Below are 23,928 nucleotides of genomic sequence, written 5' to 3'. Positions count from 1 at the left end.
GCACAATCCGCTTCGCCAAGCCTGGTCAAACGCCCAGGAAGCGGCCCATCCGGACCAGCGCTTCCTCGATATCCGCCGTCGCCCCCGCGAAGGACAGCCGAATCGTATGACTGCCGTTGCGGGTATCGAAGTCGGTGCCCGGCGCGAGGGCGACACCGGTGCCGGCGAGCAGATCCGCGCACCAGCGCGTCGCGTCGTCGGTGAGGTGCGTGATATCGGCGTAGGCGTAGAACGCGCCGTCGGCCGGGGCCAGATCCGTGATGCCCAACCGGGGCAGGCCCTCCAGCAGCAGTGCGCGGTTGCGCGCGTACCGGCGCACGTGGCCGTCCAGCTCACGGCGTGACTCGGCGTCGAAGGCGTGCACCGCGGCGTACTGGGACACCGCGGGCGGGCACACCGTCATATTCGAGGCCAACCGCTGCAGAGCAGGTCGCAGGCCCTGCGGGACCAGCATCCAGCCCAGCCGCCAGCCCGTCATCGAGAAATACTTCGAGACCGAGCCGATGACCACCGATTCGCGGGAGGTCTCCCAGGCCGAGGATGTCGCGGTCGAATCCGAGGCGCCCTCGTAGACGATCCCGTGGTAGATCTCGTCGGAGATCAGCAATGTCCCGTGCGCATCACACCAGCGCGCCAGCGCCGCCAGCTCGGCCGGGGCGATCATCGTTCCGGTCGGATTGGCCGGACTCGCCACGATCAGCCCGGCGGGCGGTTCGGGCAGCGCCTCGAGCATCTGGACCGTCGGCTGGAATCGGGTCTGCGCACCACAGTCCAGTTCGACCACCCGGCATCCCAAGGCCGACAACGTGTTCCGGTACGCCGGATAGCCCGGCCGGGCCACCACGACGGTATCGCCGACATCGAAGGCGGCCAGGAAGATCAGCGTGAACGCGCCGGAGGATCCGGTGGTGACCACCACATCCTCGGCGTCGACCTCGATGCCGTAGCCGTCGCGGTGATACGCGGCGATGGCCGCGCGCAGCTCGGGGGTGCCGAAAGTCTCGGTGTAGCCGAGCAGTTCGGCATCCAGGGCATCCCTGGTCGCTCGCAGGACCGGCGCGGGCGCCGGAGTGGACGGCTGTCCCGCGGCCAGCACCAGAACGTCGCCGTGGGTGCGGGCGCGTTCGGCGGCCGCCTTCCACACATCCATGACGTAGAAGGCGGGAACGGTGGACCGACGGGATTCACTGCGCACCCGACGACCGTAGAACACGCCACCGCGGTCGCGGACGAGTACTGCCCGCGAGCACCGCCCTGTTATCGTCGGCCAATGCCTGATGAGGCACGCCACGCGACGATTTCCGGGGGCAGTCGGACGGTGATTCGCCCCGACTGGCGTACCGAGCTGCACCGGGAACGTCCCTCGCGCATCCAGCGGATTCGCCGCGGATCGGGGCGCGCCCGGGATGCGGTCCGGCGGATCGTCCGGACGATCGCGAACCTCGACTGGCGGGGATTCCTGCGCCGGGACTGGCCGGGTGAGCTGCGCGGGGCGTGGTTCCGCGGGCGCGGCTTCGTACTCGCGCATCGGGTGCTGGTCGGGGGAATCGTGCTGGTCGGGCTGCTGTCCACGGCGGACGCCATCGCACCGCGCACGGTGGACTCCACGCCCGATCCCGGTGTGGCACAACGTATTCCGGTTCCCTATCCGCTACAGGTACAGGCCGAACCGGCGACCAGCGCCCGCGATCTGGCCGCCATCGACAACGGCGAACGCCTGCGCGAACAGGACGTCGTGGCCGCGGCCGCCCGCGCCACCCTGGACCGGGCCAGGGCCGAGGCCGCCGCCGCGGCGGCCGGACAGCCCTCACCGCTGCTCAGCGGTCCGAGCACCGCCCTGCCCGGCGGAATCGAGGGCAGTATCGGCGGATACGCGTTGCCCGCCCGCGGCGTGTTCTCCTCCGGATACGGATCACGCTGGGGCACTTTCCATTACGGCATCGACATTGCCGCGCCGATCGGCTCACCCATCTACGCGGTCGCCGACGGCACCGTCATCAACGCCGGACCCGCCCAGGGCTTCGGCCTGTGGGTGCGCATCCGGCACGACGACGGCACCATCTCCGTCTACGGCCACATGTACGACTTCTCGGTCTCGGTCGGCGAACGCGTCCGCGCCGGTCAGCAGATCGCCCGCATCGGCAACCGCGGCGACTCGACCGGCCCGCACCTGCACTTCGAGATCCTGATCAACGGACAGCACGTCGACCCGCAACCCTGGCTCGCGCTACACGGCATCAAGGTGGGGTAGGCCGACCGGCGGACCGACTAGGACGACGGTATGGCGATGCGGCTCTCGACCGCTCCCAGAGCGATATCGGTGCGGAAGTGGCTGCCGGCGAGTTTGATTCCGGCGATGCGGGCGTAGGCGTGGCTGCGTGCCTCGGTGAGGTCGGCTCCGGTGGCCACGACGTTCAGGACGCGACCGCCGGAGGAGATCAGGGCGCCGTCCTCGCGCAGTGACGTACCGGCATGCAGCACTTCGGTATTCGGCTCGGCGGACTCGGGGCCGACCCCGGTGATCACATCGCCGGTGCGCGGGCGAGCCGGGTAGTTCTCCGCGGCCAGCACCACCGTGATCGCCGCGCCGTCCTGCCAGCGCGGGGCTTCGGCCCGGTCGAGAGTCCCGGTCGCGGTGGCGTTCAGCAGTTCACCGAGCGGGCTGTCCAGCAGGGCGAGCACCGCCTGGGTCTCGGGATCGCCGAAGCGGCAATTGAATTCGACCACCGCGGGTCCGGCCTGCCCCATCGCGAGCCCGGCGTAGAGCAGCCCCGAGAACGGCACGTCGCGCCGGACCAGCTCCGCCGCAACGGGTTTCACCACGGTCTCGACGATCTCGGTGACCGCGTCGTCGGGCAGCCACGGCAGCGGCGTGTACGCACCCATACCGCCGGTGTTGGGACCGATATCGCCGTCGCCGACCCGCTTGTGGTCCTGCGCGGGCAGCAACGGCATCACCGTCTCCCCGTCCACCAGGCAGAACAGCGAAACCTCGGGACCGTCCAGGAAGGATTCCAGCAGCACCGGATGCCCCTGCTCGAGCAGTTCGGCGGCGTGATCGCGGGCCGCGGACCGGTCGGGGGTGACCACCACGCCTTTACCTGCGGCCAGACCGTCGTCCTTGACCACCCAGGTCGGGCCGAAACGATCCAGCGCGGCGTCGAGCTCACCGGGATGGTCCACGATTTCGCTGTGCGCGGTGCGCACACCGGCCGCGGCCATCACATCCTTGGCGAACGCCTTGGACCCCTCGATCCGCGCGGCCGAGGCGGACGGCCCGAAGCACGCGATCCCGGCCGCGCGCACCGCGTCGGCGATGCCCAGCACCAGCGGCACCTCGGGACCGATCACCACCAGATCGGCGTCGTAGTCGGTAGCCAGCGCGACCACGGCCTCCGCACTGCACGGATCGACCGGTCGCACATCGGCCTGCTGCGCGATTCCGGGGTTGCCGGGCGCGGCGCACACCGCGCTCACCCCCGGATCCCGCCGCAGGGCCACTACCAAGGCGTGTTCACGAGCTCCGGAACCGATGACGAGTACGCGCACGCAGCACAGCTTAGGTGACCAAGGCACAATGCTGACCATGGCTTCTGTTTTCAGCGCGATCATCAACGGTCAGCTGCCCGGACGGTTCGTCTGGGAGGACGAGGAATTCGTCGCGTTCCTCACGATCAACCCGATCACCCAGGGGCACACGCTGGTGGTCCCGCGCCAGGAGATCGATCAGTGGCAGGACCTCGACCCCGAGGTGTTCGCCCGGATCAACGCGGTGGCGCAGAAGATCGGTAAGGCCGTGCGCGCCGCGTGGGGCGCGCCCCGGGCGGGCATGCTGATCGCCGGACTCGAGGTCCCGCACCTGCATCTGCACGTCTTCCCGGCGTTCGAACTCGGCGATTTCAACATCTCCGGTGCCGACCCCGAGCCCAGCAAGGAATCCCTCGACGAGGCGCAGGGCAAGATCAAGCAGGCCCTGCGCGAGCTGGGTTACGGCGCCAACGTCCCGGACTGAACCCGCTCAGCCGGGCTCGCGCGGCAACCGCACCGTGAACGTCGTGCCCTCGCCGAGGGTGCTGTCCACCGACACGGTGCCGCCGTGCGAGGCGACCAGCGCCTGCACGATGGACAACCCCAGACCGGTGCCGCCGCTGTCGCGGCTGCGTGAGGTGTCGGTGCGGTAGAAGCGTTCGAAGATGCGCTCGGCCTCCTGTGGCGGCAGGCCGGCACCGGTGTCGACGACCTCCATCAGCACCTCATGCTCGGCGGGAGTCAGCCGCACCGTCACCGAGGCGCCCTGCGCGGTGTGCACGAGCGCGTTGCCGGCCAGATTGCCCAGCACCTGACGCAACCTGGCCTCGTCCCCGGAGACCTCCAGAGTTCCCTCGCCGGAACGGATTTCGAGGTCGATGGGGCGCGGCGGACCGTCCGGGTGCCGCGTCGCGTCGACCGCGCGCAGATTGTGCACGGTGTCGCTGGCCAGGGCCAGCAGATCCACCGGCCGACGCTCGAGCGGACGCTGTGCGTCCAGCCGCGCCAGCATCAGCAGATCCTCCACCAGCAGACTCATCCGCTTGGACTCACGCTCGATCCGGTCCATCAGCATTTCCGATTCCGGCACGGCCCCTTGCCGATACAGCTCGGCGAAACCCTGGATCGTGGTCAGCGGCGTGCGCAATTCGTGACTCGCGTCGGCGACGAATCGGCGCATCTTGGCCTCGGAACGTCGCGCGGCCTCCTCCGATGCCTCGGTGGCCGCGAACGCCTGCTGGATCTGCGAGAGCATGCTGTTCAACGATTGCGACAGCAGATCGACCTCGGTACTGGTGCCGCGCACGGGAACTCGCCGATGCAGATCACCCCCGGCGATCGCGGACGCGGTCTTCTCCACCTCGCGCAACGGTCGCAGACTGCGCCGGATGACCAGTTGCGCGACGGCGGCCAGGACCGCCAGCACCGCCAGCCCGACCACGATCTGCAGGCCCACCAGACGATCGACGATGTTCTTGCCCTGATCCAAATGGACCGCGACCACGCTGACGCCGTCAGGATGGACGACCTCCAGCGCCCGCCAGCGATCGGACGGTTTGCCGACCGAGCCGACCGTGCGCGGATGACTGTCCAGATCGGTCGGCAGATCGGGCACCGGCGCGGACGGCGCGGAACGCAACTCCACCACACCCTGCGCATTCGTCGTCCGCACATAGAACATCGGCGGCAGGCGGCCGGGCAGGTGCGCGTCCGGGCGCGCCCAGATGTGCGCGGCGTCGAACAGTTGCCGGTCCACCCCGCCGAGCACGACACGTTGCATGACCGAGGTGACCACCACACCGGATATCAGCAGCCCCAGGCCCGCCAGAATCACCAATGCGACGACCAACGTCACCCGCAGCGGCACCGCGGCCAGACGTTGCGTGATTGCCGTGCGAACTCTCCCGACGCCACCAGCCATGTCCGTATTCTCCCTATCGGCCGAAGCAGTGTCGTTTATGGCCGAGAACCTCCGGGACGAACGGTTCGGCGGACACTCATTTCGCGGGGGAATTCCTGCGACTGGGCGAACGCATGACATAGCCGACCCCGCGCAGCGTGTGAATCAACTGATCCGGGCCGGTGTCCACCTTCTTGCGTAGATAGGAGACATAGGTCTCGACCACCCCGACCTCGCCGCCGAAATCGTAGCGCCAGACGTGATCGAGAATGCGCGGCTTACTCAGGACGGTGCCCGCATTCACCATGAAATAGCGCAGCAGGGTGAACTCGGTCGGAGACAGTGAAACCGGCTCCCCCGACTTCCACACCTCGTGCGTATCGTCGTCCAGTTCGATGTCCTCGAATCGGATTCGCGAGGATTTGCGTTCCTCCACCGCATGGCCGGAGCGTCGCAGAATCACGCGCAATCGCGCGACGACCTCTTCCAGGCTGAAAGGTTTGGTGACGTAATCGTCGGCGCCGAGAGTCAGGCCGGTGACCTTGTCCTCCACCTCGTCGCGGGCGGTCAGGAACAGTACCGGCGCCTCGATGCCGTCGGCACGCAGCCGCCGCAGCAGGCCGAACCCGTCCATTCCCGGCATCATCACATCGACGATGAGCGCGTCGGGCCGGAAGGTCTTGGCCTTGTCCAGGCCCTCGGCCCCATTGACCGCCGAAGTCACCTCGAACCCCTGGTAGCGCAGGCTCACCGACAGCAGTTCGACGATCATGGGCTCATCGTCGACGACCAGAATCCTGGCCTCGGGCGCCCGGTCCGCTGGCACACCATTCATGGGGGACATCGTCCCTCGCGGAGTGCGGAACCCGCTGAACGTTGCCTGGGAGTTTCCTGGGAAGGCTCTAGGGCATCGCTCGGAACCCGCCGCGAGCGGCAGCAATGCCGCCGGTCCGAGCCGGACCGGCGACACGCTCACGGATGTGGGCCGATTCAGCGACCGCTGGCCGCGCCCTGGACGGCGTCGAGGAATTCCTGTCCGCCCTCGAGGTATCCACCGGCGATGCCGCCGACGACCCAGCCGATGGGCGCGGTGATCAGGGACAGGAAGCCGAACCCGAGCAGCGCGCCGACGAATCCGCCGACGAGCACGCCGAGAATGATGCCGACGCCGTTCTTCATGACCTCGTCCCGGAGGTGTTCGTAGGCGATGTTCTTCAATACCGCGACATCTTCGGCGGTCGGCTTCGGCGTCACCGTGAGGGTTTTGCCGTCCGCGGCGATGGTGCGGGCGATGGCGAGGGAACGCCCGCCGAGCTGATAGGTCTGCGGCACATCGGCCAATGTCGTGCCGTCCGCGGAATGCAGCACCACGTGACCATTACCGGCGACCTCGAATTTACCGTTCTGAACGGTGGTGGTGATGGCCCGGTCGGTCCTGGAAACCGTTGTGTGATAAGCGACTCCGTGGTCCACGCCGGAGGTCGCATTACTCACCGCGGCGGCCGGTGCGGGCTGCTGCTGCGTCGCCACGGCGGGCTGTCCGTTGGCGGTTGCCGCCGCGATTCCGGTGGCCGCGATCGCCATGAATACGACAGCACTGATCTTTCCGAACTTCATTACTTCGATTCCTCCCATTGACTTGCCCCGAATGGGTGCGCGCAGGAGACGCTAGAGGACCGGCGTTGATCTGTCGCATGCTTTTTCCGTGCCCGAGAATTCTTCCCACGGAAGGGAATAGCGATGCGATTGCCGGAAATTGTCCGACGCCGGGAGCGGGGCGCCACATCGCCGCGGAACGCTCGCCACCCGGCGCACACTCGAGGGTGGATACCGGCAGCGACCCGGGCCGTTCCCCGCACGCCCCGACCGGCGACGTATTATCATGCGAATTACTTTGCGCCCGCTGGATATTGACTCTTCCGTAGCGAGACCTGTCGACTAGGAGATCGAGGATGACGGACAACCGGGTCGTGGATCCCACCAAACCCAGCAGCGCTCGCATCTACGACTTCTTCCTGGGCGGCAAGGACAATTACGAGGTCGACCGTGAGGCCGCGGCCAAGATTCTCGAGGTGTGGCCGACCGTCGCCTCCGGCGTCCACCACAACCGCGACTTCATGACCCGCGCGGTGCGGGCGCTGAGCGATCTCGGGATCCGGCAGTTCCTCGACATCGGTACCGGCATTCCGACCGAACCGAATCTGCACCAGACCGCCCAAGAACTGAATCCCGCCGCCCGCGTGGTGTACGTGGACAACGATCCGCTGGTCCTGGCCTACGCGCACGCGCTGATGGCCAGTACCGCCGAGGGCAAGGTCGCCTACATCGACGCCGACGCCACCGATCCGCACGCCATCCTGTCCGCACCGGCCTTCGCCGAAACCCTGAATCTCGAGGAACCGGTCGCCGTCAGCCTGATCGCCGTGCTGCATTTCATCCGCGACGAACAGGACCCGCGCGGGATCGTCGACACCTTGATGAACGCGATGGCCCCCGGCTCATACCTGGTGATCTCGCATATCACCGCCGATTTCGACCCGGAGACGATGCGCCGCGCCCTGGCCACCTATCGCGCCAGCGGCGTGCATGCCCAGAACCGCAATCGCGACGAGGTCACCCGCCTCTTCGACGGCTACGAACTCCTGGACCCCGGCGTGGTGGGCGTGCATCGCTGGCGGCCCCGGTCCGAGCTGCCCGAGTGGCGGGACGCCGAGGCGGGTTGCTGGGCGGGCGTCGCTCGCAAGAGCTGAGACTTCTCGCGGGGCTACCGCCGGTAGTCGTCGACCTCGGTCCCGAGGACGTTCAGCAGTGCCAGCGCCTCCGCGCCGCGCGATCCGGGTGGTGCGCTGTAGAGCACGAGGTTCTGGTCTCGGTCGACGAGTGCGAGGGAGTCGCAGTCGACGGTGATCTCCCCTAGGGCCGGATGATCGAAGGTCTTGCTGAGCATCGGTGCGGCCTGCACGTCGTGACGCTCCCACAGCCGGTCGAATTCCGAACTGCCGGAACGTAGTTCGTCGACAAGTTCGATCACCGCCGGATCGGACGGATAGCGCGCGAGGGTGGAGCGCAGCGCCATCACCACGTGGTGCCGGAATTCGGCCGCGTCGGAGATGCCGTACGGCGGCGTCTCACCGACCGTGGACCCGAGGAAGGCGCGACGCGCGAGGTTGCGATCACGCTCGTCGAGTCGGCCGAAATCCTCCATGAGCGCGACCGCGAGGTCGTTCCACGCGAGCACCTCGAAGATGGCGGATATCACGAAAGCCGCTGTCTGCGGCAACCTTTCGAGCAACGCGAGGATGCTCGGCCGGACGTCGCGACGATGCCGTCCGGTCCGGTTCGGCGCACTGCCCGCGAGCACGTGCAGATGATCGGATTCGGCGTCGGTGAGCCGCAGCGCGCCCGCGATCCCGGCGAGCACCTCACTCGACGGCCGCGGTGCGCGTCCCTGCTCGAGCCGCACGTAGTACTCGGTGGAGATGTGCGCCAGCACCGCGACCTCCTCGCGCCGCAGCCCCGGCGTACGTCGCCGCGACCCCGACGGCAGACCGACATCCTGCGGCCGCAGCCGCTCGCGGCGACTGCGCAGGAATGCCCCGAGCTCATGTCTGTCCATACCCCGAGTGTGCCCGCTGCGCGGCGGCGGATCCTGGTACCACCTGTACCTGAATCCGGTTCCCGAACCGACCCGACACTGTGGCCATGACCAACGACATCGCAACCCTCGGCCTGCTGACCGGCAAGGTCGTCTTCATCACCGGCGCAAGCCGCGGCATCGGGGCGGCCGCGGCCCGCCTGTTCGCCACGGAGGGCGCGGCCGTCGTCCTCGCCGCCCGCAGTACCGACGCCCTGGAGAACCTCGTCACCGAGATCCGTGCCGACGGCGGCATCGCGGACGCGGTGACCGTGGATCTCGCCGACCGCGCCACCATCCACGCCGCACTCGACCGGATCGAAGAGCTGCACGGCCGCCTCGACGGCGCATTCAACAACGCCGCGACAATCCAGCAGCCCGGCCCCCTCGACACCACCAGCGACGCCGACATCGACGAACAGTTCGCCGTGAACTTCCGCGCCCACTGGACCGCCATGACCGCCGAGGCAGCCCTCATGCGCCGCACCGGCGGCGGCGCGATCGTCAACACCTCCAGCATCGGCAGCCGTCGCGCGAACCCGGCCCTGCCCGCCTACGGAGCCATGAAACGCGCCCTCAACAGCATCACCGAAACCGCCGCCGTCACCTGGGCCCCCGACAACATCCGAGTCAACGCCCTCACCCCCGGCGGCACCGCCACCGAAATGATCGACGCCTGGGAATCCGCAACCCCCGGCATCATCGACCAGATATCCGCATCAATCCCCCTGGGCCGCATGGCAACTCCCCACGAAGTAGCCGAACCGGCCGCCTGGCTCCTGAGCGACCGAGCCGCCATGATCACCGGCGCCATAATCCCCGTGGACGGCGGCGCAGGAGCCTGAAAATAAAAAAGAGCCCCCTGTCAGGATTGAACTGACGACCTTTCGCTTACAAGGCGAGTGCTCTACCACTGAGCTAAGGAGGCGGGGAAAAGCGGAGCCATCATAACCGGGAGGATGGCCGGGGGAGAAAAGGCGTGGTCACCGGGGATGGGGAGATCCGGGCGACCGCATGAGGGTGGCATGCGGTCGCCGGTTCGTCGTGCCCACGCGGTATCGAGCGGTTGCGATCAGGACTGGCTGGACTGCCGGGCCGCATCGTCGGCGGCCATCGCATCGCGCAGGCTCTTGGGACGCATATCGGTCCAGTTCTTCTCGACGTACTCGACGCAGGCAGCCCGGCTGTCCTCACCGAACACGACTCGCCAACCGGCAGGAACCTCCGCGAATGCCGGCCAGAGGGAATGCTGCTCCTCGTCGTTGACCAGAACGAAGAAGCGGCCGTCTTCGTCATCGAAGGGGTTGGTGCTCATCTCACCTCACTGATACTGGCGCTGTGTGTGTTGGGACGCGCTATGGGTACGAAACACTGACGGCCGCCAGAGCGACCCCCATACGTAATGTCGACCCTAGCAAGAGCGGCGTTACCGTCGGGGCGTTACCTCCTCGGGCGGATCGCCTCAGCCGGCGAAGAACTCCAGCAGCACCTTGTTGACCGCGTCGGGACGTTCCAGATAGCCGTAGTGCCCGGCGTCCGGAATCTCCTGGTACCGCGCGGCGGGGATGACCTGCGCGACCTCGCGGGCCAGATACGGCGGGATCATCCGGTCGTCGGCGAACCCGACCGACAGGCACGGCACCTTGATACCGCGGTAGGCCTGCAACCGGTCGAAATCGTGGTCCATCGCGCGCTGCGCCCGGATTCCGGGTGCGACCGGACCGCCGGTGAACTCGAACAGGTCCAGCCAGTCCCGCGCCGCGTTGACCTCGGCCAGGGTCGCCGGTGAAAGATTCATCACAGCGGTCAGCGCGGCCTCGTACTTCGGCGGCAGCTTCACCCCGCTGGCATCGAGTTCGTGCTCACCGAGCGACAGGGTCTTCTGGAACTGATCCAACCGCCCGTGACCGGCCAGGAACACCGCCTTGCGCACCAGATCGGGACGGGCCAGCGCGAGTTCCTGTGCGACCCGCGCACCCATCGACGTCCCGGCCAGCAGCACCGGGCCCTCGTCCAGGAGTTCGATCAGCGCGGCGGTATCGCCGACCAGGTCCTCGATGGTCATCCCGTTCGCGGCCTCGTAGGACGGGGCGATGCCGCGGTTGTCGAAAGTGCACACCCGATATCCGGCCGCGACCAGTGCGGGAACCTGGTGCAACTCCCACACCCGCCCCGGACTTCCGGTCCCCATGACCAGGACGACCAGCGGGGCGGCGCCCTTGATATCGCTGCCCTTGGCCTTGTCCCCCTTCACCTGATAGTTCAGTGCGATTCCGTTCACCGTGGCCAACGGCATGATGTTCAAAACCCTTTCTGTCTACACTTCGTACTGTCTTCCCAAAGGTATAGCCGACCCGAACCTCCCCGTTTCAGGGTTGCTGCGGATGTCACGTTCATACCCGGTATGGACCGACCGAACCGCCCCCATTTCAACGACCGATACCATTGACATCTCGCAACCGTGAGAACCCAACCCATAGACGAGAGGACACGAGGATGGCCGCGAAGGGCGCCAACGACATCGCGGACGACGATCTGGAGCCGCTCGCCGACGAGACTGCTCGACAGGCCCAGCGGGTCGTCGCCGCCTACGCTGAAGATGCGGACGAATGCCGGATGCTGCTGTCCATGCTCGGCATCGCTCCCGGCGGCCGGGGCGAATAACAGCCCCGACCCGCACGACTACAACTCCACAGGGCTCTCCCGGCCCGCGGCAAACCGGAGGTTCCAGTAATGGACCAGATGAGCGCATACCCGTCGGATCAGCGAAGATCGGACGCGGGGGCCCAATCTCCCGCGACAGCTCGACACGGCGCGGGTTCCGGATTCGTCGTGGTCGCCAACCGCCTGCCGGTGGATCTGCAACAGCTCCCCGACGGCACCACCCGCTGGAAGCGCAGTCCCGGCGGACTGGTCACCGCTCTGGAACCGGTGCTGCGCAACAACAATGGCGCCTGGGTGGGCTGGGCCGGAGTCCCCGACGTGGACCTGGACCCGATCGTCGAAGACGGCCTGGAACTGCATCCGGTGCCGCTCACCGCCACCGAGGTCTCGGACTACTACGAGGGATTCTCCAACGGCACCCTGTGGCCGCTGTATCACGACGTGATCGTGCGGCCGGAGTACCGGCGGCACTGGTGGAGCGCATACGTCGAGGTCAACCGGCGTTTTGCGGAGTACACCGCGAAGGTGGCCGCCGAGGGCGCCACCGTCTGGGTGCAGGACTATCAACTGCAACTGGTGCCCAAGATGCTCCGGATGCTTCGCCCCGATGTCACGATCGGCTTCTTCCTGCACATCCCGTTCCCGCCGGTGGAACTGTTCATGCAGATGCCGTGGCGGACCGAGATCATCGAGGGTCTGCTGGGCTCGGACCTGATCGGCTTCCACTTACCCGGCGGGGCGCAGAATTTCCTGTATCTGGCCAAACGCCTTGCCGGACAACCGACTTCCCGCGGCACCGTCGGCGTGCGCTCGAAACTCGGTGTGGTGCAGGTGGGTTTCCGCACGGTACGGGTCGGCGCGTTCCCGATCTCGATCGCCTCCGCCGAACTCGACGAGCAGTCCCGGCGACGTTCGGTGCGCGAGCGGGCCGCACAGATCCGCGCCGAACTCGGCAACCCGAAACACATTCTGCTGGGCGTGGATCGGCTCGACTACACCAAGGGCATCGATATCCGCCTGGCCGCGCTCGAGGAGCTGTTGCGCGAGGGCCGAGTCGATCCGGCCGATACGGTGATGGTGCAGTTGGCCACGCCCAGCCGCGAGCGGGTGCAGAGCTACATCCAGATGCGCGGCGACATCGAACGCCAGGTCGGCCGCATCAACGGCGAATTCGCCCGCGTCGGTTACCCGGTCGTGCACTATCTGCACCGGCCGATTCCGCGCGAGGAACTGCTCGCCTTCTTCGTCGTCGCCGACGCCATGCTGGTGACCCCGTTGCGCGACGGTATGAATCTGGTCGCCAAGGAGTACGTGGCCAGCCACAGCGGTCTCAACGGCGCGCTGGTGCTGAGCGAATTCACCGGAGCCGCAGCCGAATTGCGCCAGGCATACCTGTGCAACCCGCACGACCTGGACAGCGTCGAGGACGCCATCATGGCCGCGCTCACCGACAATCCCGAAACCCGGCGCCGCCGCATGCGCGCGCTGCGCCGCCAGGTCCTGGCGCACGATGTGGACCGTTGGGCCAGAGCGTTTCTCGACGCACTGGCTCAGGGACAGGTCGCGGGCAGCGCACTGCTGTCGGACGCGGACCTGGATCCCGGCCGCTAGCAACGGCTTTCGCCCAGCGACCTCAGATCGGGGTGACCTGCCCGACGAGCCAGTGACCGCCGTCGTTGTCCAGCGACACCCGCACCCGGCTCGGGGTGACCGTGCCCTGCGGTGAATCCTTACTGGTCGTCACCTGGTTCAGGTACAGCAGCACCACCGCGTGCGAGCGGTCGGCGGACACGACGCCGGCCGCCTGCGTGGTGGCCTGCACCGTGAGCTGCTTCTGCTTGGCCCCCGGCGCGATGGCCTGATCGACCAGTTTCAGGTAGTCGCTCTTGAAGGAGGGGGTCAACGCGTCGGCGGCCTTGGGCAGCTGGGTGTCGACGTTGTTGAAGTCGTAGGTGAACATCGCCGACACCGCGTGCCGCGCGGCGTCGACCGAGGCGCTGCGCGCCTGTTCGGCCTGCCGGTCGTTCCAGAACCGGATTCCGGTGAACACTCCGACGGCCACGGCCGCGACCAGCAGTACGGCCGCGACGGCGGCCAGGATCGGAAGACGATTTCCTCGCGATGTCATGCCACGAACTCCACCTTCGACGCGGTGACGCCGCCGTCACCGCGGTTCACGGTCACCCGGAACCGGTAGTACCGGTCCTGCGGCTGCGAATCGCCCGCATTGGTGAGGGTCTGCTTGGCCGCGATGAGCACCTTGGCCGAATCGTCGTTCTGACTCTCGATCGCGGCCTCGATCACCTCGCCGCTGGCCTTGACCTTCGCCTCCTTGACGACCTGCGCGTAGGCGTCCTTGCGCTGGGTGTACTCGGCCTTCAGATCACCCGAGGCCACCGACAGCACGCGGTCGATGTCCTGCGTGGCGGTGTCGTCCTTGATATTGGTGAGGTTCAGGATGGCTTCTTTGGCGGTCTGGATGTATTCGGTCCGCTGCGAGGCCAGCGCGTCGGCGTGTGACTGGTGGTAGAAGTACACCCCGCCACCACCGACCAATGCCAGCAGCGAGACGACCGCGACCACGGCGGCCACCCATTCGATCGGCCGCATCGAGCGCCAGAACCCGTCCTTCTCCGAGACGAGTTCACCTTCGGTGTCGGACGCGTCGATGGGCTCGTCGACGGGATCCGCGCCGGAAGCGCCCGGCCGAACCCCGGAGACGGCTTTGCCCAGCTTCACGGTCGAATCCGCGTCGGCGGTGCCGAGTTTCACGGTCGAATCCACGTCGGCCGTACCGAGCTTCACGGTCGAATCCGCGTCGGCCGTGCCGAGCTTCACAGTCGAATCCGCGTCGGCCGTACCGAGCTTCACAGTCGAATCGCCGTCGACCGCATCAGTTTTCGCCGACGACTCACTGGCAACCGTGGGCGTGACATCGCCGTCGCTGACCGGCCCGGCGGCCTTCCCCGCCGCCGAGACCTCCGACCCGGGCTCCGCGTCCATCGGAACGGAGTCCGCCTTCACCGTGGTATCGGTGACCGCCGATGCCTGCGCGGCGCCCGAGGCGGGACTGCTCGCGGTGGGGACGACGGTCGCCGCACCGGTGTTCGCCTGTTCGCCGACGGGACCGGCCTGGCGACTCGCACGCCGCCGGACTCGTCCCGATGTAGGTGGTGTTGGTGGTGTGGTTTCGCTCATTGTTGCTGCTCCTCGAGCATCGCCTGCCACCCGGACGGTACCGTGCCCGAGCCACCGGGCTTGACGTCCCCCTCCCGATAGGTGCGTCCGTCGGGTCCGGTGAAGGTTCCGGTTGCCGGGTCGTAACTCCTGTTCTCGAACGAGGCCGGATGTACCGCTCCCGGCTTCGCGGCCGGATTCGGCAGCGGCGCACCGGAATTGTCCACCGGCTGCGGCGCACCGAACGGCGGGTTGTTGCCCTCGGGCACGTAACCGCGCGGATCGTGGCACAGCTCCGGGGTCGGGGCGCGCTTACCCGGAATGTCCTGGCACGGCGTGTTGCGAATACCGCGCACGGCCTCCTTGGCGTTCTGCGGAACCTTGCAGTACAGATTGCCCGGAGTGTCCGGAGTGTCGGTCTGCGCGGGCGAGCGACGCTGACTCGGCGGCAGGAAGCCGGTGATGCAGCCGGGCGGATCGTTCAGGCCGAGCATGAAGTCGACCATCGCGCCGTACTGCGCGGGCCCGCGCACGACGGTCAGCAGCGCCGAGATCATCTGCGGATAGATCACCAGGATCTGTTCCAGACCGGCGTGATACGTCACCGCGACCTGCCCGGTGCTGACCAGGTTCGACAGCAGGATCGGCAGCGTGGGCTGCAGGTCCTGGAAGGTCTGGCTGACCTGCTGCGCCGCGGCCGGAGTGCGCTGCAGCAGCTGGTTCAGCGACGGATCGTGCTGGCGCAGCTGATCGGTGACCGCGACCAGATCATGGGTCCAGGTGCGGATCGAGTCCGCGGAACGGTTCTGTGTGTTCAGCAGCGGGCCGATCTTCTTCAGCAGATCCTTGGTCGGCCCGGTGTTCTTCTGCGCTTCCTGCACCAGCAGCGAGGCGGAGTCGATGAACTTCTGCAGATCCGGTCCCGCACCGTTGAACGCGGTGAACGCGTCGTCGATCAGCTCGCGCAACTTGGTGTCCGCGACGCTGGACAGCAGCCGGTCGGCCTGATCGAGCATCGCGCCGACGTCCTGCGGCAGTTTGGTGCGATCCTCCGGGATCACCGCGCCGTCGGACAGATTGCCGCCCTTCGGATTCTCGGCGGGCACCAGATCGACGTACTGCTCACCGATCGCCGAGACGCTCTTGACGTACGCATCGACATCGCTGGGCACCTTGTAACCGCTCTGGATGGACAGTTTCGCGTCCACCCCGTGCGGTGTCAGCCGCACGCTGTCGACCTTGCCGATATTGGTGCCGCGGTAGGCGACGTTGGCGGTCGGATACAGCCCGCCGGTCGCGACCAGCTTCACCGTCACCCCGTACCGGCCGATACCGAACATGGCGGGCAGATGCACGTAGCTTCCGGCCATGACCACCAGGCCGACCACGGTCAGCAGTGCGAAGATGACCAGCTGGGTGCGGACGAACTTGGTGAGTTTCACCGGCCGGCTCCTTGCGACGGGCCGGGAACGGTGATCCCCGGAATGGCGGGCAGTCCCGGAATCGAGGGCAGCCCGGGAATACTCGGCGTAGGCGCGGGAGTGGCCGGTTTGGGCTGGGTCTGCAGCGGTCCGTGCACCGGATCGCCCTTACCCTGCGCGGTCTGCGGGGCGATGGTGCCCAGTGCACCCTCGACGCCGCCGAATCGCCCGCCCAGCGGAGTTCCGGTGAGGAAGTTCGAATCGATGCGCGCGCCGGTCAGATCCACCGTCATCAGCAGATTCAGGTAGTCGCCCTTGAGCGCCTTGTCCAGATTCTTCATCGGGAACGGGAAGGTGAGCAGGATCTGCAGCGAATCGGCCAGCTTCCCGCCGGTGTCGGACAGCGACTTCAGCGCCGGACCGAGATTGGCCAGGTCCGCCTTCAGGCTCTCCCCGCCCTGCTGGATGATCTGCTGTACGACGTCACTCAGATTTCCGAGTGCCACAAGGGTTTTGGTGATGTTCTGCCGACGATCCGCCAGCACGGTCAGCGCCGGGTGGATCTTGGTGATCGCGGTGGTGACCTGGTCCTTCTGCTGGGCCAGCACACCCGAGACGCGGTCCAGCCCGCTCGTCGCGGCGATGATGTCCTGGGTCTGCTGATCCAGCGTGCCGGTCAGCTGTTTCAACTGCGGCAACAGATCCCGGATCGAATCGGTGCGCCCGTGGAACGTCGCATCCAGCTCGTGGGTGATGGTCTCGAGCTGCGAGATGCCGCCGCCGTTGAGCACCACCGACAGCGAGGACAGCGTCTGCTCGGTGGTCGGATAGTCACCGGCGCGATCGAGCGGGATCACATCGCCGTTCTGCAACCGGCCCTGCGGATTCGACGACGGCGGAGCCAGTTCGACATGATTACTGCCCAGCAGACTGGTCTGCCCGATCTTCGCGATCGCGTTGGCGGGCAACTGAACTCCCCGATCGAGGCTGACGGTGACCAGTGCGTGCCACCCCTGCACCTCGATGTTGGTGACCGTGCCGACCGTGACGTCCTTCACCATGACCGGCGAATTGCGGGTCAGGGTGGTGACATTCGGCATCTGGATGCGCACCTGCCACGAGCCTTCGCCCGTTCCGGCCGCACCCGGCATCGGCAGGGTGTTCAGCCCGTCCCATTGACAGCCGGTGACGCCCAGTGCCAGAACCAGTCCGATCGCCGCACCTGCGAGCCGCTTACGTGCGTTGCCCCATCCCATCAGTGCCCACCTCCCGGAAGCAGAAGTCCGGCAATGCCCTTGGGGACCACGACCGGAGGTGTGGCCACCGGCGCCGCGGCGGGCGCGCCGTCGGGGTTGGTGTTCACCCGCTTGGCCAGATCCGGCGTGCTGTAGGTCAGCTGACTCGGGAACGCGCCCTGTCCGGATGCCGGATTCAACAGCACCGGAGGGTAATTCATCATCAGCGACTGGATGACCGGTGCGATGTACTGCTTGCACAGCGCCGCGGTCTTGTCCGAATCATCGGATTGCAGACCTTCCACCGCACCGCACAGGAAGGCGAACGGGTTGGCGAAGTTGGTGCCCACGACCGCGCCGGTCAGCGTGCCCTGAGCCGGCTTGTAGATCTGATAGAAGTTCGCCAGCGCGGTCGGACCCGAATGCAGCACCCGCTCGATGTCGGACTTCTTGTCCACCAGCAGCTGGGTGACGTCGGCCAGGCGCTGCACGCTGTCGGTCAGCGCCGGACCGCGCTCGTTGAGGAACCGCTGCACATCGGCCACCGCGGTATCCAGATTGTCCAGTCCCGCACCGAGATCGCCGGAGACGTTGTTCAGCACCGAGGACACCGAGGCCAGTCGCCCGCCGAACTGGACGATCTGATCGTTGCTCTTGGACAGCACGTCCACGAACTGCTGCAGATTCTTGATCGTCCCGAACAGGTCGGTTCGCCCATCCGACAACGTGCTCAGCGTGCTGGACAGCTCCTTCAACGTGTCCCGGAACGCCTGCGCGTTGCCGTTGGCGAGGTTGTCCGAGGCGGTGTCCACGAACCGGCCGAACGAACCCTGCTTGTCCTGGCCGATCGGTCCCAGCGCCTTGGACAGCTTGGTCAGCTCGGCCTTGATGTCGTCCCACTCCACCGGGACGGCGGTGCGCTCGATCGGAATGGTCGCGTTGTCGTGCATCTTCGGGCCGCCGGTGTAGGCCGGGGCCAGCTGGATGAATCGCGCCGAGACCAGCGACGGAGCGATGATCACCGCCTTCGCGTCCGCGGGGATGTCCACGCCGCGGTCGACGGTCATCGTCACCTTGACGTTGTCCTTGCCCGGTTCGATCGAATTGATCTTGCCGACCTTCACCCCGAGGATCTCCACCCCGTCACCGTTGTAGATGCCGGTCGTGGACGGGAAGTACGCGGTGATGTGGGTCTTGCCGATATTGGTGACCGCGCCGTAGCCGATCCAACCGGCCAGTGCGACGACCAGCACCGCGGCGACGATGCGCACCCAGCGGGGCACCTTGCGCATCTTCAGTAGAGCGTTCATCGCGGAGGCTCCTGGATGGAGGGACCGACATTCAGCGGCGGGTGGTTGATGTAGTTCTGGAACGACTGCGGCACGTGCTGCGGCCAGACCAGCGCGTCGACCAGCGGTTGCAGCGTCATACTCGTCGCGTTCGAGACGTATGCCTGGAAGTACGGGCCGCTGCCGACCTGTTCACCGAGCGCACCGGCGTAGGGGCCGAGCGCGTCCAGGGCCTTGCCGAGCTGGTCCTTGTTCTTCTGCAGCAGGGCCAGCAGCGAATTCAGGTTGTCCAGATCGGGTTTGAGCGATGCCTCGTTCTCCTGCACGAATCCGGTGAGCTGCTGGGCCAGCCCGTTGACGTACTGGATCAGCTGACTCAGCGCGGTGCGCCGGGCGTTCAGTTCGCCGAGCAGATCGTTGCCGCTCAGCAGCAGCGTGTTGATCTGGTTCGCGCGATCCGAGAGCACCTTGGTGACGTTCTGCGCGTGCGAGAGCAGTTCGGTCAGGGCCTTGTCGCGCGTGTTCAGGCTGCGCGAGAGCGCGGTGACGCCGTCCAGGGCCGAACGCAGCGGTCCCGGCGTCTTGTCGAACGCCGCCGAGAGAGTGTCCAGGGTCTTGTTGACCTGATCGGTGTCCAGTCCCTGCACGGTCGAGGCCAGATCGCCGAGTGCGTCGTTGAGCGAGTACGGCGAGGTGGTGCGGGACAGCGGGATGATGTCGTCGCGGCGCAACACACCGTCACCGGTGGGGACCACCTCGAGCGATTTGCGGCCCAGCACGGTGTTGGTCTTGATCGCCGCGGATGTCTTGCGGCCCAGCACGATCGCCTCGTCCAGGCTGAACCGGACCTTCACCTTCGCCCCGGCCAGGGTGACGGACTCGACCTGTCCCGAGCGCACCCCGGCCACCTGGACCTGATCACCGGGCAGCAGGCCGCCCGCATCGGCGAAGTACGCGCTGAACTCGGCACCGCTGCGCACGAAGGGCAGGCGCTGGAACTGCAAGGCGGACAACGAGATGGCGACCGCGAGGACCACACCGACGATGCCGATGTCGATCAGTGGTGAGCGTTTTTCTTTCACTGCGTCGAGCACCTTCCGGTCGTCTGCAAACCGGGCAGGTTGACATGCATGGGCTTGCCGTCGGGGCCGTCGATCAGGAAGTTCGTCCCACAGACGTACATGTTCAGGAACGAGCCGTAGGAACCGAGCCGCACGAGTTTCTTGTAGGTCTCCGGCAGCCGGTCCAGCACCCACTGCACGTCGTCGGTGCGGTCGTTGAGATTCCCCGACAACCGGCCCAGCTGATCGAAGTCGTTCTTCAGATCGGGCCGGGCCTGCCGCAGCAGACCGGTCAGATCACCCGTCGCCCCGGCCAGGCGCGGCAGCGCCTCGCCGATCTGGTCGCGGTCCGCGGCCAGGCCGCTGATCAGACGCTGTAGTTCGGTCAGCGTGGCGTCGAAATCCTTGTTCTTGGTGTCGATGGTGGACAGCACCGTGTTGAGGTTGTTGATGACGCTGCCGATCAGCGCGTCCCGGTCGGCCAGGGTCTTGGCGAACGAGCCGGAGCTGTTCAGCAGGGCCACCAGCGTGCCGCCCTGTCCCTGGAATACCTGCAGCAGCGCGTTGGTCAGATCGTTGACTTGCGCCGGATCCAGGCCGCGCAGCAGCGGTTTGATTCCGCCGAGCAGCATGTCCAGATCGAGGGCGGGTTTGGTCCGGTCGGTGCCGATCGTGCCGCCCTCGGACATCCGCTTCGCGGTGCCCGGACCGTCCATGAGTTCCAGATACCGGTCGCCGACGAGGTTCTCGTAGCGGACCGCGGCCTGCGTGCTGTCGTAGAGGTGGTACTGGTGATCGACCTCGAAGTCGACGTGCGCGAGGTGATCCCCGCCCACGTAGACCCGCTTGACCGAGCCGACCGGCACACCGGCGATGCGCACCTTGGATCCCGGCAGCATGCCCGAGGAACTGGTGAACACCGCGTGATATCCGGTCTCGCTGGCGAAGCGCATCTGGCTGAAGATGACCGCGAGCAGGGCCAGCACCAGCACCATCACCAGCGTGAAGATGGACAGTTTGACCGAGACGGCCCGTGGTTTGAATCTCACGGCTTCGGCACCCCCGGCATTCCGGCGAACAGCAGCTGGAAGACGCTGGTGTTCGGATCGTTCAGATGCGAACTCAGCGACGGCGTCCACACCTCACCCTGCGAGGTGTCGGTGACCAGGTAGTTGGAGTGGCTGCCGGGTTTGCGATCGAGGATGTTGTCGCAGCGCGGACCGCCGGTGGCGTTCACCTTCGGGAGATCCTTCGGATACTTGTACGGGGTGCCGCCGGGCATGAAGCTCGCGTTGAGCGTCACATAGGGGCCCAGGCCGCCGAAGACCTCATTGGCCACCGGCACCGCGTTGGCGACGCCGACCACCATGCAGTAGAGCGCGGGGCTGTACTCGCTCAGCAGCGCGGTCGTGGGCTGCAGCAGATCCAGCGCGGTCACCAGCGACTTCTGGTTCTGCTTCAGGATCGGCTCGGTGGTGTTCACCAGGCCCGTGAGATTCAGCAGCACCGCGTCCAGATCGGTCTTGCGATCGACCAGCGTCTTGCTCGTCACCGCCACGTTGTCGGTGGTGTGCAGCAGATCCGGTACGACGTCGCTGTACAGATTCGTCACCGGGACGCTGGTGCGCAGATCGCTCTGCAGATCCGGCATGCTCGGATTGATGTCCTTCAGATACTGATCACTGTTGGCCAGCAACTGCCCGAGTTCGTCGCCGCGGCCCTGCAGTGCGGTGCCCAGCGCGGTCAGCGTGGCGTTCAGCTTCTCCGGCGAGACCTTGCTCAGCACGTCGGTCAGGTGCTGGAACAGCGTGTTGAATTCGACGGTCACCTGCGTCGCGCTCAGGGTCGCGCCCTCCTGCAGATGATCGGACGAAGGGTTCTGCGGCACAGTGAAATTCACGTACTTCGCGCCGAACACCGTGGTCGAGCGGATGTCCACGCCCGCATTGGCCGGAACCAGCTTCAGCTGATCGGGGTCGATCGCCAGCTTCAGCCGCGCGCTGTTGCCGGTGTACGAGATGGCCTTGACCGTGCCGATGTCCACACCGCGCATCTTGACCTTGGCGTCCTTGTCCATGACCAGACCCGCACGCGGCGAGTCCACATAGACCGGCTCGGTGCTCTGGAAGCCGCCCGCGAACATGGTCAGCGCGAGCGCGACGATCGCCACCAGGCTCAGCACCAAGCCCAGGCCCGCCAGCTTGACGCCCCAGCCCGCGCCGAACACCCTTCCGGCACCGTCTTTTTCGACAAGTGTATTTCTCGCCATACCGCCTACCCGGAGAGATGGAAATTGCCGGAGGTGCCGTAGATGGCCAGCGAGACCAGCAGGGTCACCGTCACCACTGCCACCAGTGAGGTGCGCACCGCGTTACCGACCGCGATGCCGACACCGACCGGTCCGCCGGTCGCGTGGTAGCCGTAATAGGTGTGAATCATCATGACCGCCAACGCCATGACGATCGCTTGCACGAACGACCACAGGATGTCGCTGGGAATCAGGAAGGTCGAGAAGTAGTGGTCGTACACACCGGCCGACTGCCCGTAGATCACCACGGTCGCAAAGCGACTCGCGACGAACGAGGCGATCACCGCCAGCGCGTACAGCGGGACGATCGCGATCATCCCGGCCAGCACCCGGGTGCCGACCAGGAACGGCACCGGGCGGATCGCCATCGACTCGAGTGCGTCGATCTCCTCCGCGACGCGCATCGCGCCCAGCTGCGCGGTCGCGCCCGCGCCGATGGTCGCCGCCAGGCCGATACCCGAAATCACCGGCGCCGCAATGCGAACGTTGAGGAAGGCCGCGAAGAATCCGGTCAGCGCCTCGACGCCGATGTTGCCCAGTGAGCTGTAGCCCTGCACCGCGATGGTGCCGCCGGCGAACAGCGTCAGGAAGCCCACGATGACGACCGTGCCGCCGATGACGGCCAATGCGCCCGTGCCCATGCTGATTTCGGCGATCAACCGGATGGTTTCGGTGCGATAGCTGACCAGCGCCTTGGGCACCGCGCGCAGCGATTCGGCATAGAACAGTGCGTGGCGTCCGACACTGTCGAGCGAGTCGGACATGCGGCGCACTCGTCGAACAGTACGCGGGAAGCGGGCGTGGATCACGAAGGCCATGGATTCACCTCACCGGACCGTGAACTTGATGCCGACCGCGGTGACCACCACGTTCAAAACGAAAAGGACCATGAAGGAGAACACCACCGTCTGATTCACCGCGTCACCGACGCTCTTGGGCCCGCCGCGCACGTTCAGGCCCAGATAGCAGGCCATCAGCCCGGCCGCCAGGCCGAACAATGTCGCCTTGACCTCCGCGATGACCAGTTCGGGCAGGTGCGTCAGCAGGGTGATCCCGTTGACGAACGCGCCCGGATTCACGCCTTGCAGGAAGACCGAGAACAGGAAGCCGCCGCCGATGCCGATCAGGCAGACCAGGCCGTTCAGCAGCGCCGCGACGAACATCGAGGCCAGCACGCGCGGGACGACGAGTCGGTGGATGGGGTCGATGCCCAGCACCTTCATCGCGTCGATCTCCTCGCGAATGGTGCGTGCGCCCAGATCCGCGCAGATCGCGGTGGCGCCCGCGCCCGCCACGATCAGCACCGTCACGATCGGGCCGACCTGGGTGACGGTGCCGAACGCGGCGCCGGCGCCGGACAGGTCGGCCGCGCCGATCTCGCGCAGCAGGATGTTGAGCGTGAAGCTCACCAGCACGGTGAACGGGATGGCGACCAGCAGGGTCGGCAGGATCGAAACTCGCGCTATGAACCACGCCTGGTCGACGAATTCACGACGCTGAAAGGGCGGCCGCACGGTTGCCTTGGCCACCGCAGCGGTGAGTTCGAAGAACCCGCCGACCGCTCGCAACGGCACGGCAAGAACCTCGTTCATTCCCGATTCCCTCCTTGCCATGCCATGCACGTCGAGCTTGTGACGGCGGTCTCAACCGGCCGTCAGTCTGGAAGATTAGAACACGTTCACTCTGTTGTCGAGCACCGTTTGGCGATATT

General features: G+C 66.7%; 24 protein-coding genes and 1 tRNA gene. 6 read left to right on the top strand and 19 right to left on the bottom strand.

What is annotated here, in order from left to right:
- Positions 1-25 precede the first annotated feature (25 nt).
- Positions 26-1,195, bottom strand: a complete 1,170-nt coding sequence (locus tag K7711_RS13995) for a pyridoxal phosphate-dependent aminotransferase (protein ID WP_222969562.1) — start codon at positions 1,193-1,195, stop codon at positions 26-28.
- A 75-nt stretch (positions 1,196-1,270) separates the two neighbouring features.
- On the opposite strand from K7711_RS13995, the gene K7711_RS13990 reads away from it, so the two are divergent.
- On the top strand, positions 1,271-2,251 hold the full coding sequence (locus tag K7711_RS13990) for a M23 family metallopeptidase (protein WP_222969560.1): 981 nt from the start codon (positions 1,271-1,273) through the stop codon (positions 2,249-2,251).
- Between the two features lie 17 nt (positions 2,252-2,268).
- Here K7711_RS13990 and purD read toward each other — a convergent pair whose 3' ends face one another.
- Positions 2,269-3,549, bottom strand: coding sequence for a phosphoribosylamine--glycine ligase (purD, locus tag K7711_RS13985; protein ID WP_222969558.1), 1,281 nt, complete (start codon positions 3,547-3,549; stop codon positions 2,269-2,271).
- Positions 3,550-3,586: 37 nt separating this feature from the next.
- On the opposite strand from purD, the gene K7711_RS13980 reads away from it, so the two are divergent.
- On the top strand, positions 3,587-4,012 hold the full coding sequence (locus K7711_RS13980; RefSeq protein ID WP_222969556.1) for an HIT family protein: 426 nt from the start codon (positions 3,587-3,589) through the stop codon (positions 4,010-4,012).
- A gap of 6 nt (positions 4,013-4,018) precedes the next feature.
- Here the strand turns inward: K7711_RS13980 and K7711_RS13975 are convergent, their stop codons facing one another.
- The 3 genes from K7711_RS13975 to K7711_RS13965 form a co-directional block, all read right to left on the bottom strand.
- Positions 4,019-5,449: a sensor histidine kinase gene (locus K7711_RS13975; protein ID WP_222969554.1), complete on the bottom strand. Its 1,431-nt coding sequence runs from the start codon at positions 5,447-5,449 to the stop codon at positions 4,019-4,021.
- Positions 5,450-5,525: 76 nt separating this feature from the next.
- Complete coding sequence (locus K7711_RS13970) at positions 5,526-6,263, bottom strand: response regulator transcription factor (protein ID WP_040818141.1); 738 nt, start codon at positions 6,261-6,263, stop codon at positions 5,526-5,528.
- A gap of 155 nt (positions 6,264-6,418) precedes the next feature.
- Positions 6,419-7,045 (bottom strand): DUF8020 domain-containing protein, encoded by a 627-nt coding sequence (locus K7711_RS13965; protein ID WP_222969551.1) that lies wholly within the window; start codon positions 7,043-7,045, stop codon positions 6,419-6,421.
- 335 nt (positions 7,046-7,380) lie between these two features.
- Between K7711_RS13965 and K7711_RS13960 the strand changes: the two genes are divergently transcribed.
- Positions 7,381-8,178, top strand: a complete 798-nt coding sequence (locus K7711_RS13960) for an SAM-dependent methyltransferase (protein ID WP_222969549.1) — start codon at positions 7,381-7,383, stop codon at positions 8,176-8,178.
- 14 nt (positions 8,179-8,192) lie between these two features.
- Here K7711_RS13960 and K7711_RS13955 read toward each other — a convergent pair whose 3' ends face one another.
- Positions 8,193-9,044, bottom strand: a complete 852-nt coding sequence (locus K7711_RS13955; RefSeq protein WP_222969547.1) for a helix-turn-helix transcriptional regulator — start codon at positions 9,042-9,044, stop codon at positions 8,193-8,195.
- An 86-nt stretch (positions 9,045-9,130) separates the two neighbouring features.
- Between K7711_RS13955 and K7711_RS13950 the strand changes: the two genes are divergently transcribed.
- Entirely contained in the window at positions 9,131-9,907 is a 777-nt protein-coding gene (locus K7711_RS13950; RefSeq protein WP_222969545.1) for an SDR family NAD(P)-dependent oxidoreductase, read from the top strand.
- A gap of 11 nt (positions 9,908-9,918) precedes the next feature.
- Here the strand turns inward: K7711_RS13950 and K7711_RS13945 are convergent.
- From K7711_RS13945 to K7711_RS13935, 3 genes are all read right to left on the bottom strand, one after another.
- A tRNA-Thr gene (locus K7711_RS13945) sits at positions 9,919-9,990 on the bottom strand.
- A 144-nt stretch (positions 9,991-10,134) separates the two neighbouring features.
- Positions 10,135-10,377: an MbtH family protein gene (locus K7711_RS13940; RefSeq protein WP_040818041.1), complete on the bottom strand. Its 243-nt coding sequence runs from the start codon at positions 10,375-10,377 to the stop codon at positions 10,135-10,137.
- A 147-nt stretch (positions 10,378-10,524) separates the two neighbouring features.
- A complete protein-coding gene (locus K7711_RS13935) occupies positions 10,525-11,358 on the bottom strand; it encodes an alpha/beta fold hydrolase (RefSeq protein ID WP_040818038.1) in 834 nt (277 codons plus the stop codon).
- Positions 11,359-11,558: 200 nt separating this feature from the next.
- Here K7711_RS13935 and K7711_RS13930 point away from each other — a divergent pair, with 200 nt between their 5' ends.
- Together K7711_RS13930 and K7711_RS13925 are read left to right on the top strand one after the other, a co-directional pair.
- Positions 11,559-11,726 (top strand): hypothetical protein, encoded by a 168-nt coding sequence (locus tag K7711_RS13930; protein ID WP_169541807.1) that lies wholly within the window; start codon positions 11,559-11,561, stop codon positions 11,724-11,726.
- A 78-nt stretch (positions 11,727-11,804) separates the two neighbouring features.
- Positions 11,805-13,337: an alpha,alpha-trehalose-phosphate synthase (UDP-forming) gene (locus K7711_RS13925; protein WP_443678094.1), complete on the top strand. Its 1,533-nt coding sequence runs from the start codon at positions 11,805-11,807 to the stop codon at positions 13,335-13,337.
- A 22-nt stretch (positions 13,338-13,359) separates the two neighbouring features.
- On the opposite strand, the gene K7711_RS13920 is transcribed toward K7711_RS13925, so the two are convergent.
- Genes K7711_RS13920 through K7711_RS13875 form a run of 10 tightly spaced genes read right to left on the bottom strand, consistent with a single transcriptional unit; the run spans position 13,360 to position 23,809 of the window.
- Positions 13,360-13,854: an Rv1363c family protein gene (locus tag K7711_RS13920; protein ID WP_222969540.1), complete on the bottom strand. Its 495-nt coding sequence runs from the start codon at positions 13,852-13,854 to the stop codon at positions 13,360-13,362.
- Positions 13,851-14,924, bottom strand: coding sequence for an Rv1363c family protein (locus tag K7711_RS13915; protein ID WP_222969538.1), 1,074 nt, complete (start codon positions 14,922-14,924; stop codon positions 13,851-13,853). The genes K7711_RS13920 and K7711_RS13915 overlap by 4 nt, the downstream gene beginning before the upstream one ends.
- Entirely contained in the window at positions 14,921-16,345 is a 1,425-nt protein-coding gene (locus K7711_RS13910) for an MCE family protein (RefSeq protein WP_222969536.1), read from the bottom strand. The genes K7711_RS13915 and K7711_RS13910 overlap by 4 nt, the downstream gene beginning before the upstream one ends.
- Positions 16,342-17,580 carry an MCE family protein gene (locus K7711_RS13905; RefSeq protein WP_222969534.1) on the bottom strand — a complete coding sequence of 413 codons (1,239 nt, stop codon included), beginning with the start codon at positions 17,578-17,580 and terminating at the stop codon, positions 16,342-16,344. The genes K7711_RS13910 and K7711_RS13905 overlap by 4 nt, the downstream gene beginning before the upstream one ends.
- Positions 17,580-18,869 carry an MCE family protein gene (locus tag K7711_RS13900; RefSeq protein WP_222969532.1) on the bottom strand — a complete coding sequence of 430 codons (1,290 nt, stop codon included), beginning with the start codon at positions 18,867-18,869 and terminating at the stop codon, positions 17,580-17,582. Before K7711_RS13900 ends, K7711_RS13905 begins: the two co-directional genes overlap by 1 nt.
- Positions 18,866-19,930 carry an MCE family protein gene (locus K7711_RS13895; protein WP_222969531.1) on the bottom strand — a complete coding sequence of 355 codons (1,065 nt, stop codon included), beginning with the start codon at positions 19,928-19,930 and terminating at the stop codon, positions 18,866-18,868. The genes K7711_RS13900 and K7711_RS13895 overlap by 4 nt, the downstream gene beginning before the upstream one ends.
- The gene (locus K7711_RS13890) at positions 19,927-20,958 is read right to left on the bottom strand and encodes an MCE family protein (RefSeq protein WP_222969529.1); all 1,032 of its coding nucleotides are present in this window, start codon (positions 20,956-20,958) and stop codon (positions 19,927-19,929) included. Before K7711_RS13890 ends, K7711_RS13895 begins: the two co-directional genes overlap by 4 nt.
- A complete protein-coding gene (locus K7711_RS13885; RefSeq protein WP_222969527.1) occupies positions 20,955-22,178 on the bottom strand; it encodes an MCE family protein in 1,224 nt (407 codons plus the stop codon). Before K7711_RS13885 ends, K7711_RS13890 begins: the two co-directional genes overlap by 4 nt.
- Before the next feature lie 5 nt (positions 22,179-22,183).
- A complete protein-coding gene (locus K7711_RS13880; protein WP_222969525.1) occupies positions 22,184-23,035 on the bottom strand; it encodes an MlaE family ABC transporter permease in 852 nt (283 codons plus the stop codon).
- 9 nt (positions 23,036-23,044) lie between these two features.
- Entirely contained in the window at positions 23,045-23,809 is a 765-nt protein-coding gene (locus K7711_RS13875; RefSeq protein WP_040818015.1) for an MlaE family ABC transporter permease, read from the bottom strand.
- Positions 23,810-23,928 lie beyond the last annotated feature (119 nt).

This window comes from Nocardia coffeae (assembly GCF_019890715.1).
Classification (GTDB): domain Bacteria; phylum Actinomycetota; class Actinomycetes; order Mycobacteriales; family Mycobacteriaceae; genus Nocardia; species Nocardia jiangxiensis.
This window is presented reverse-complemented; position numbering and strand designations above follow the sequence as displayed.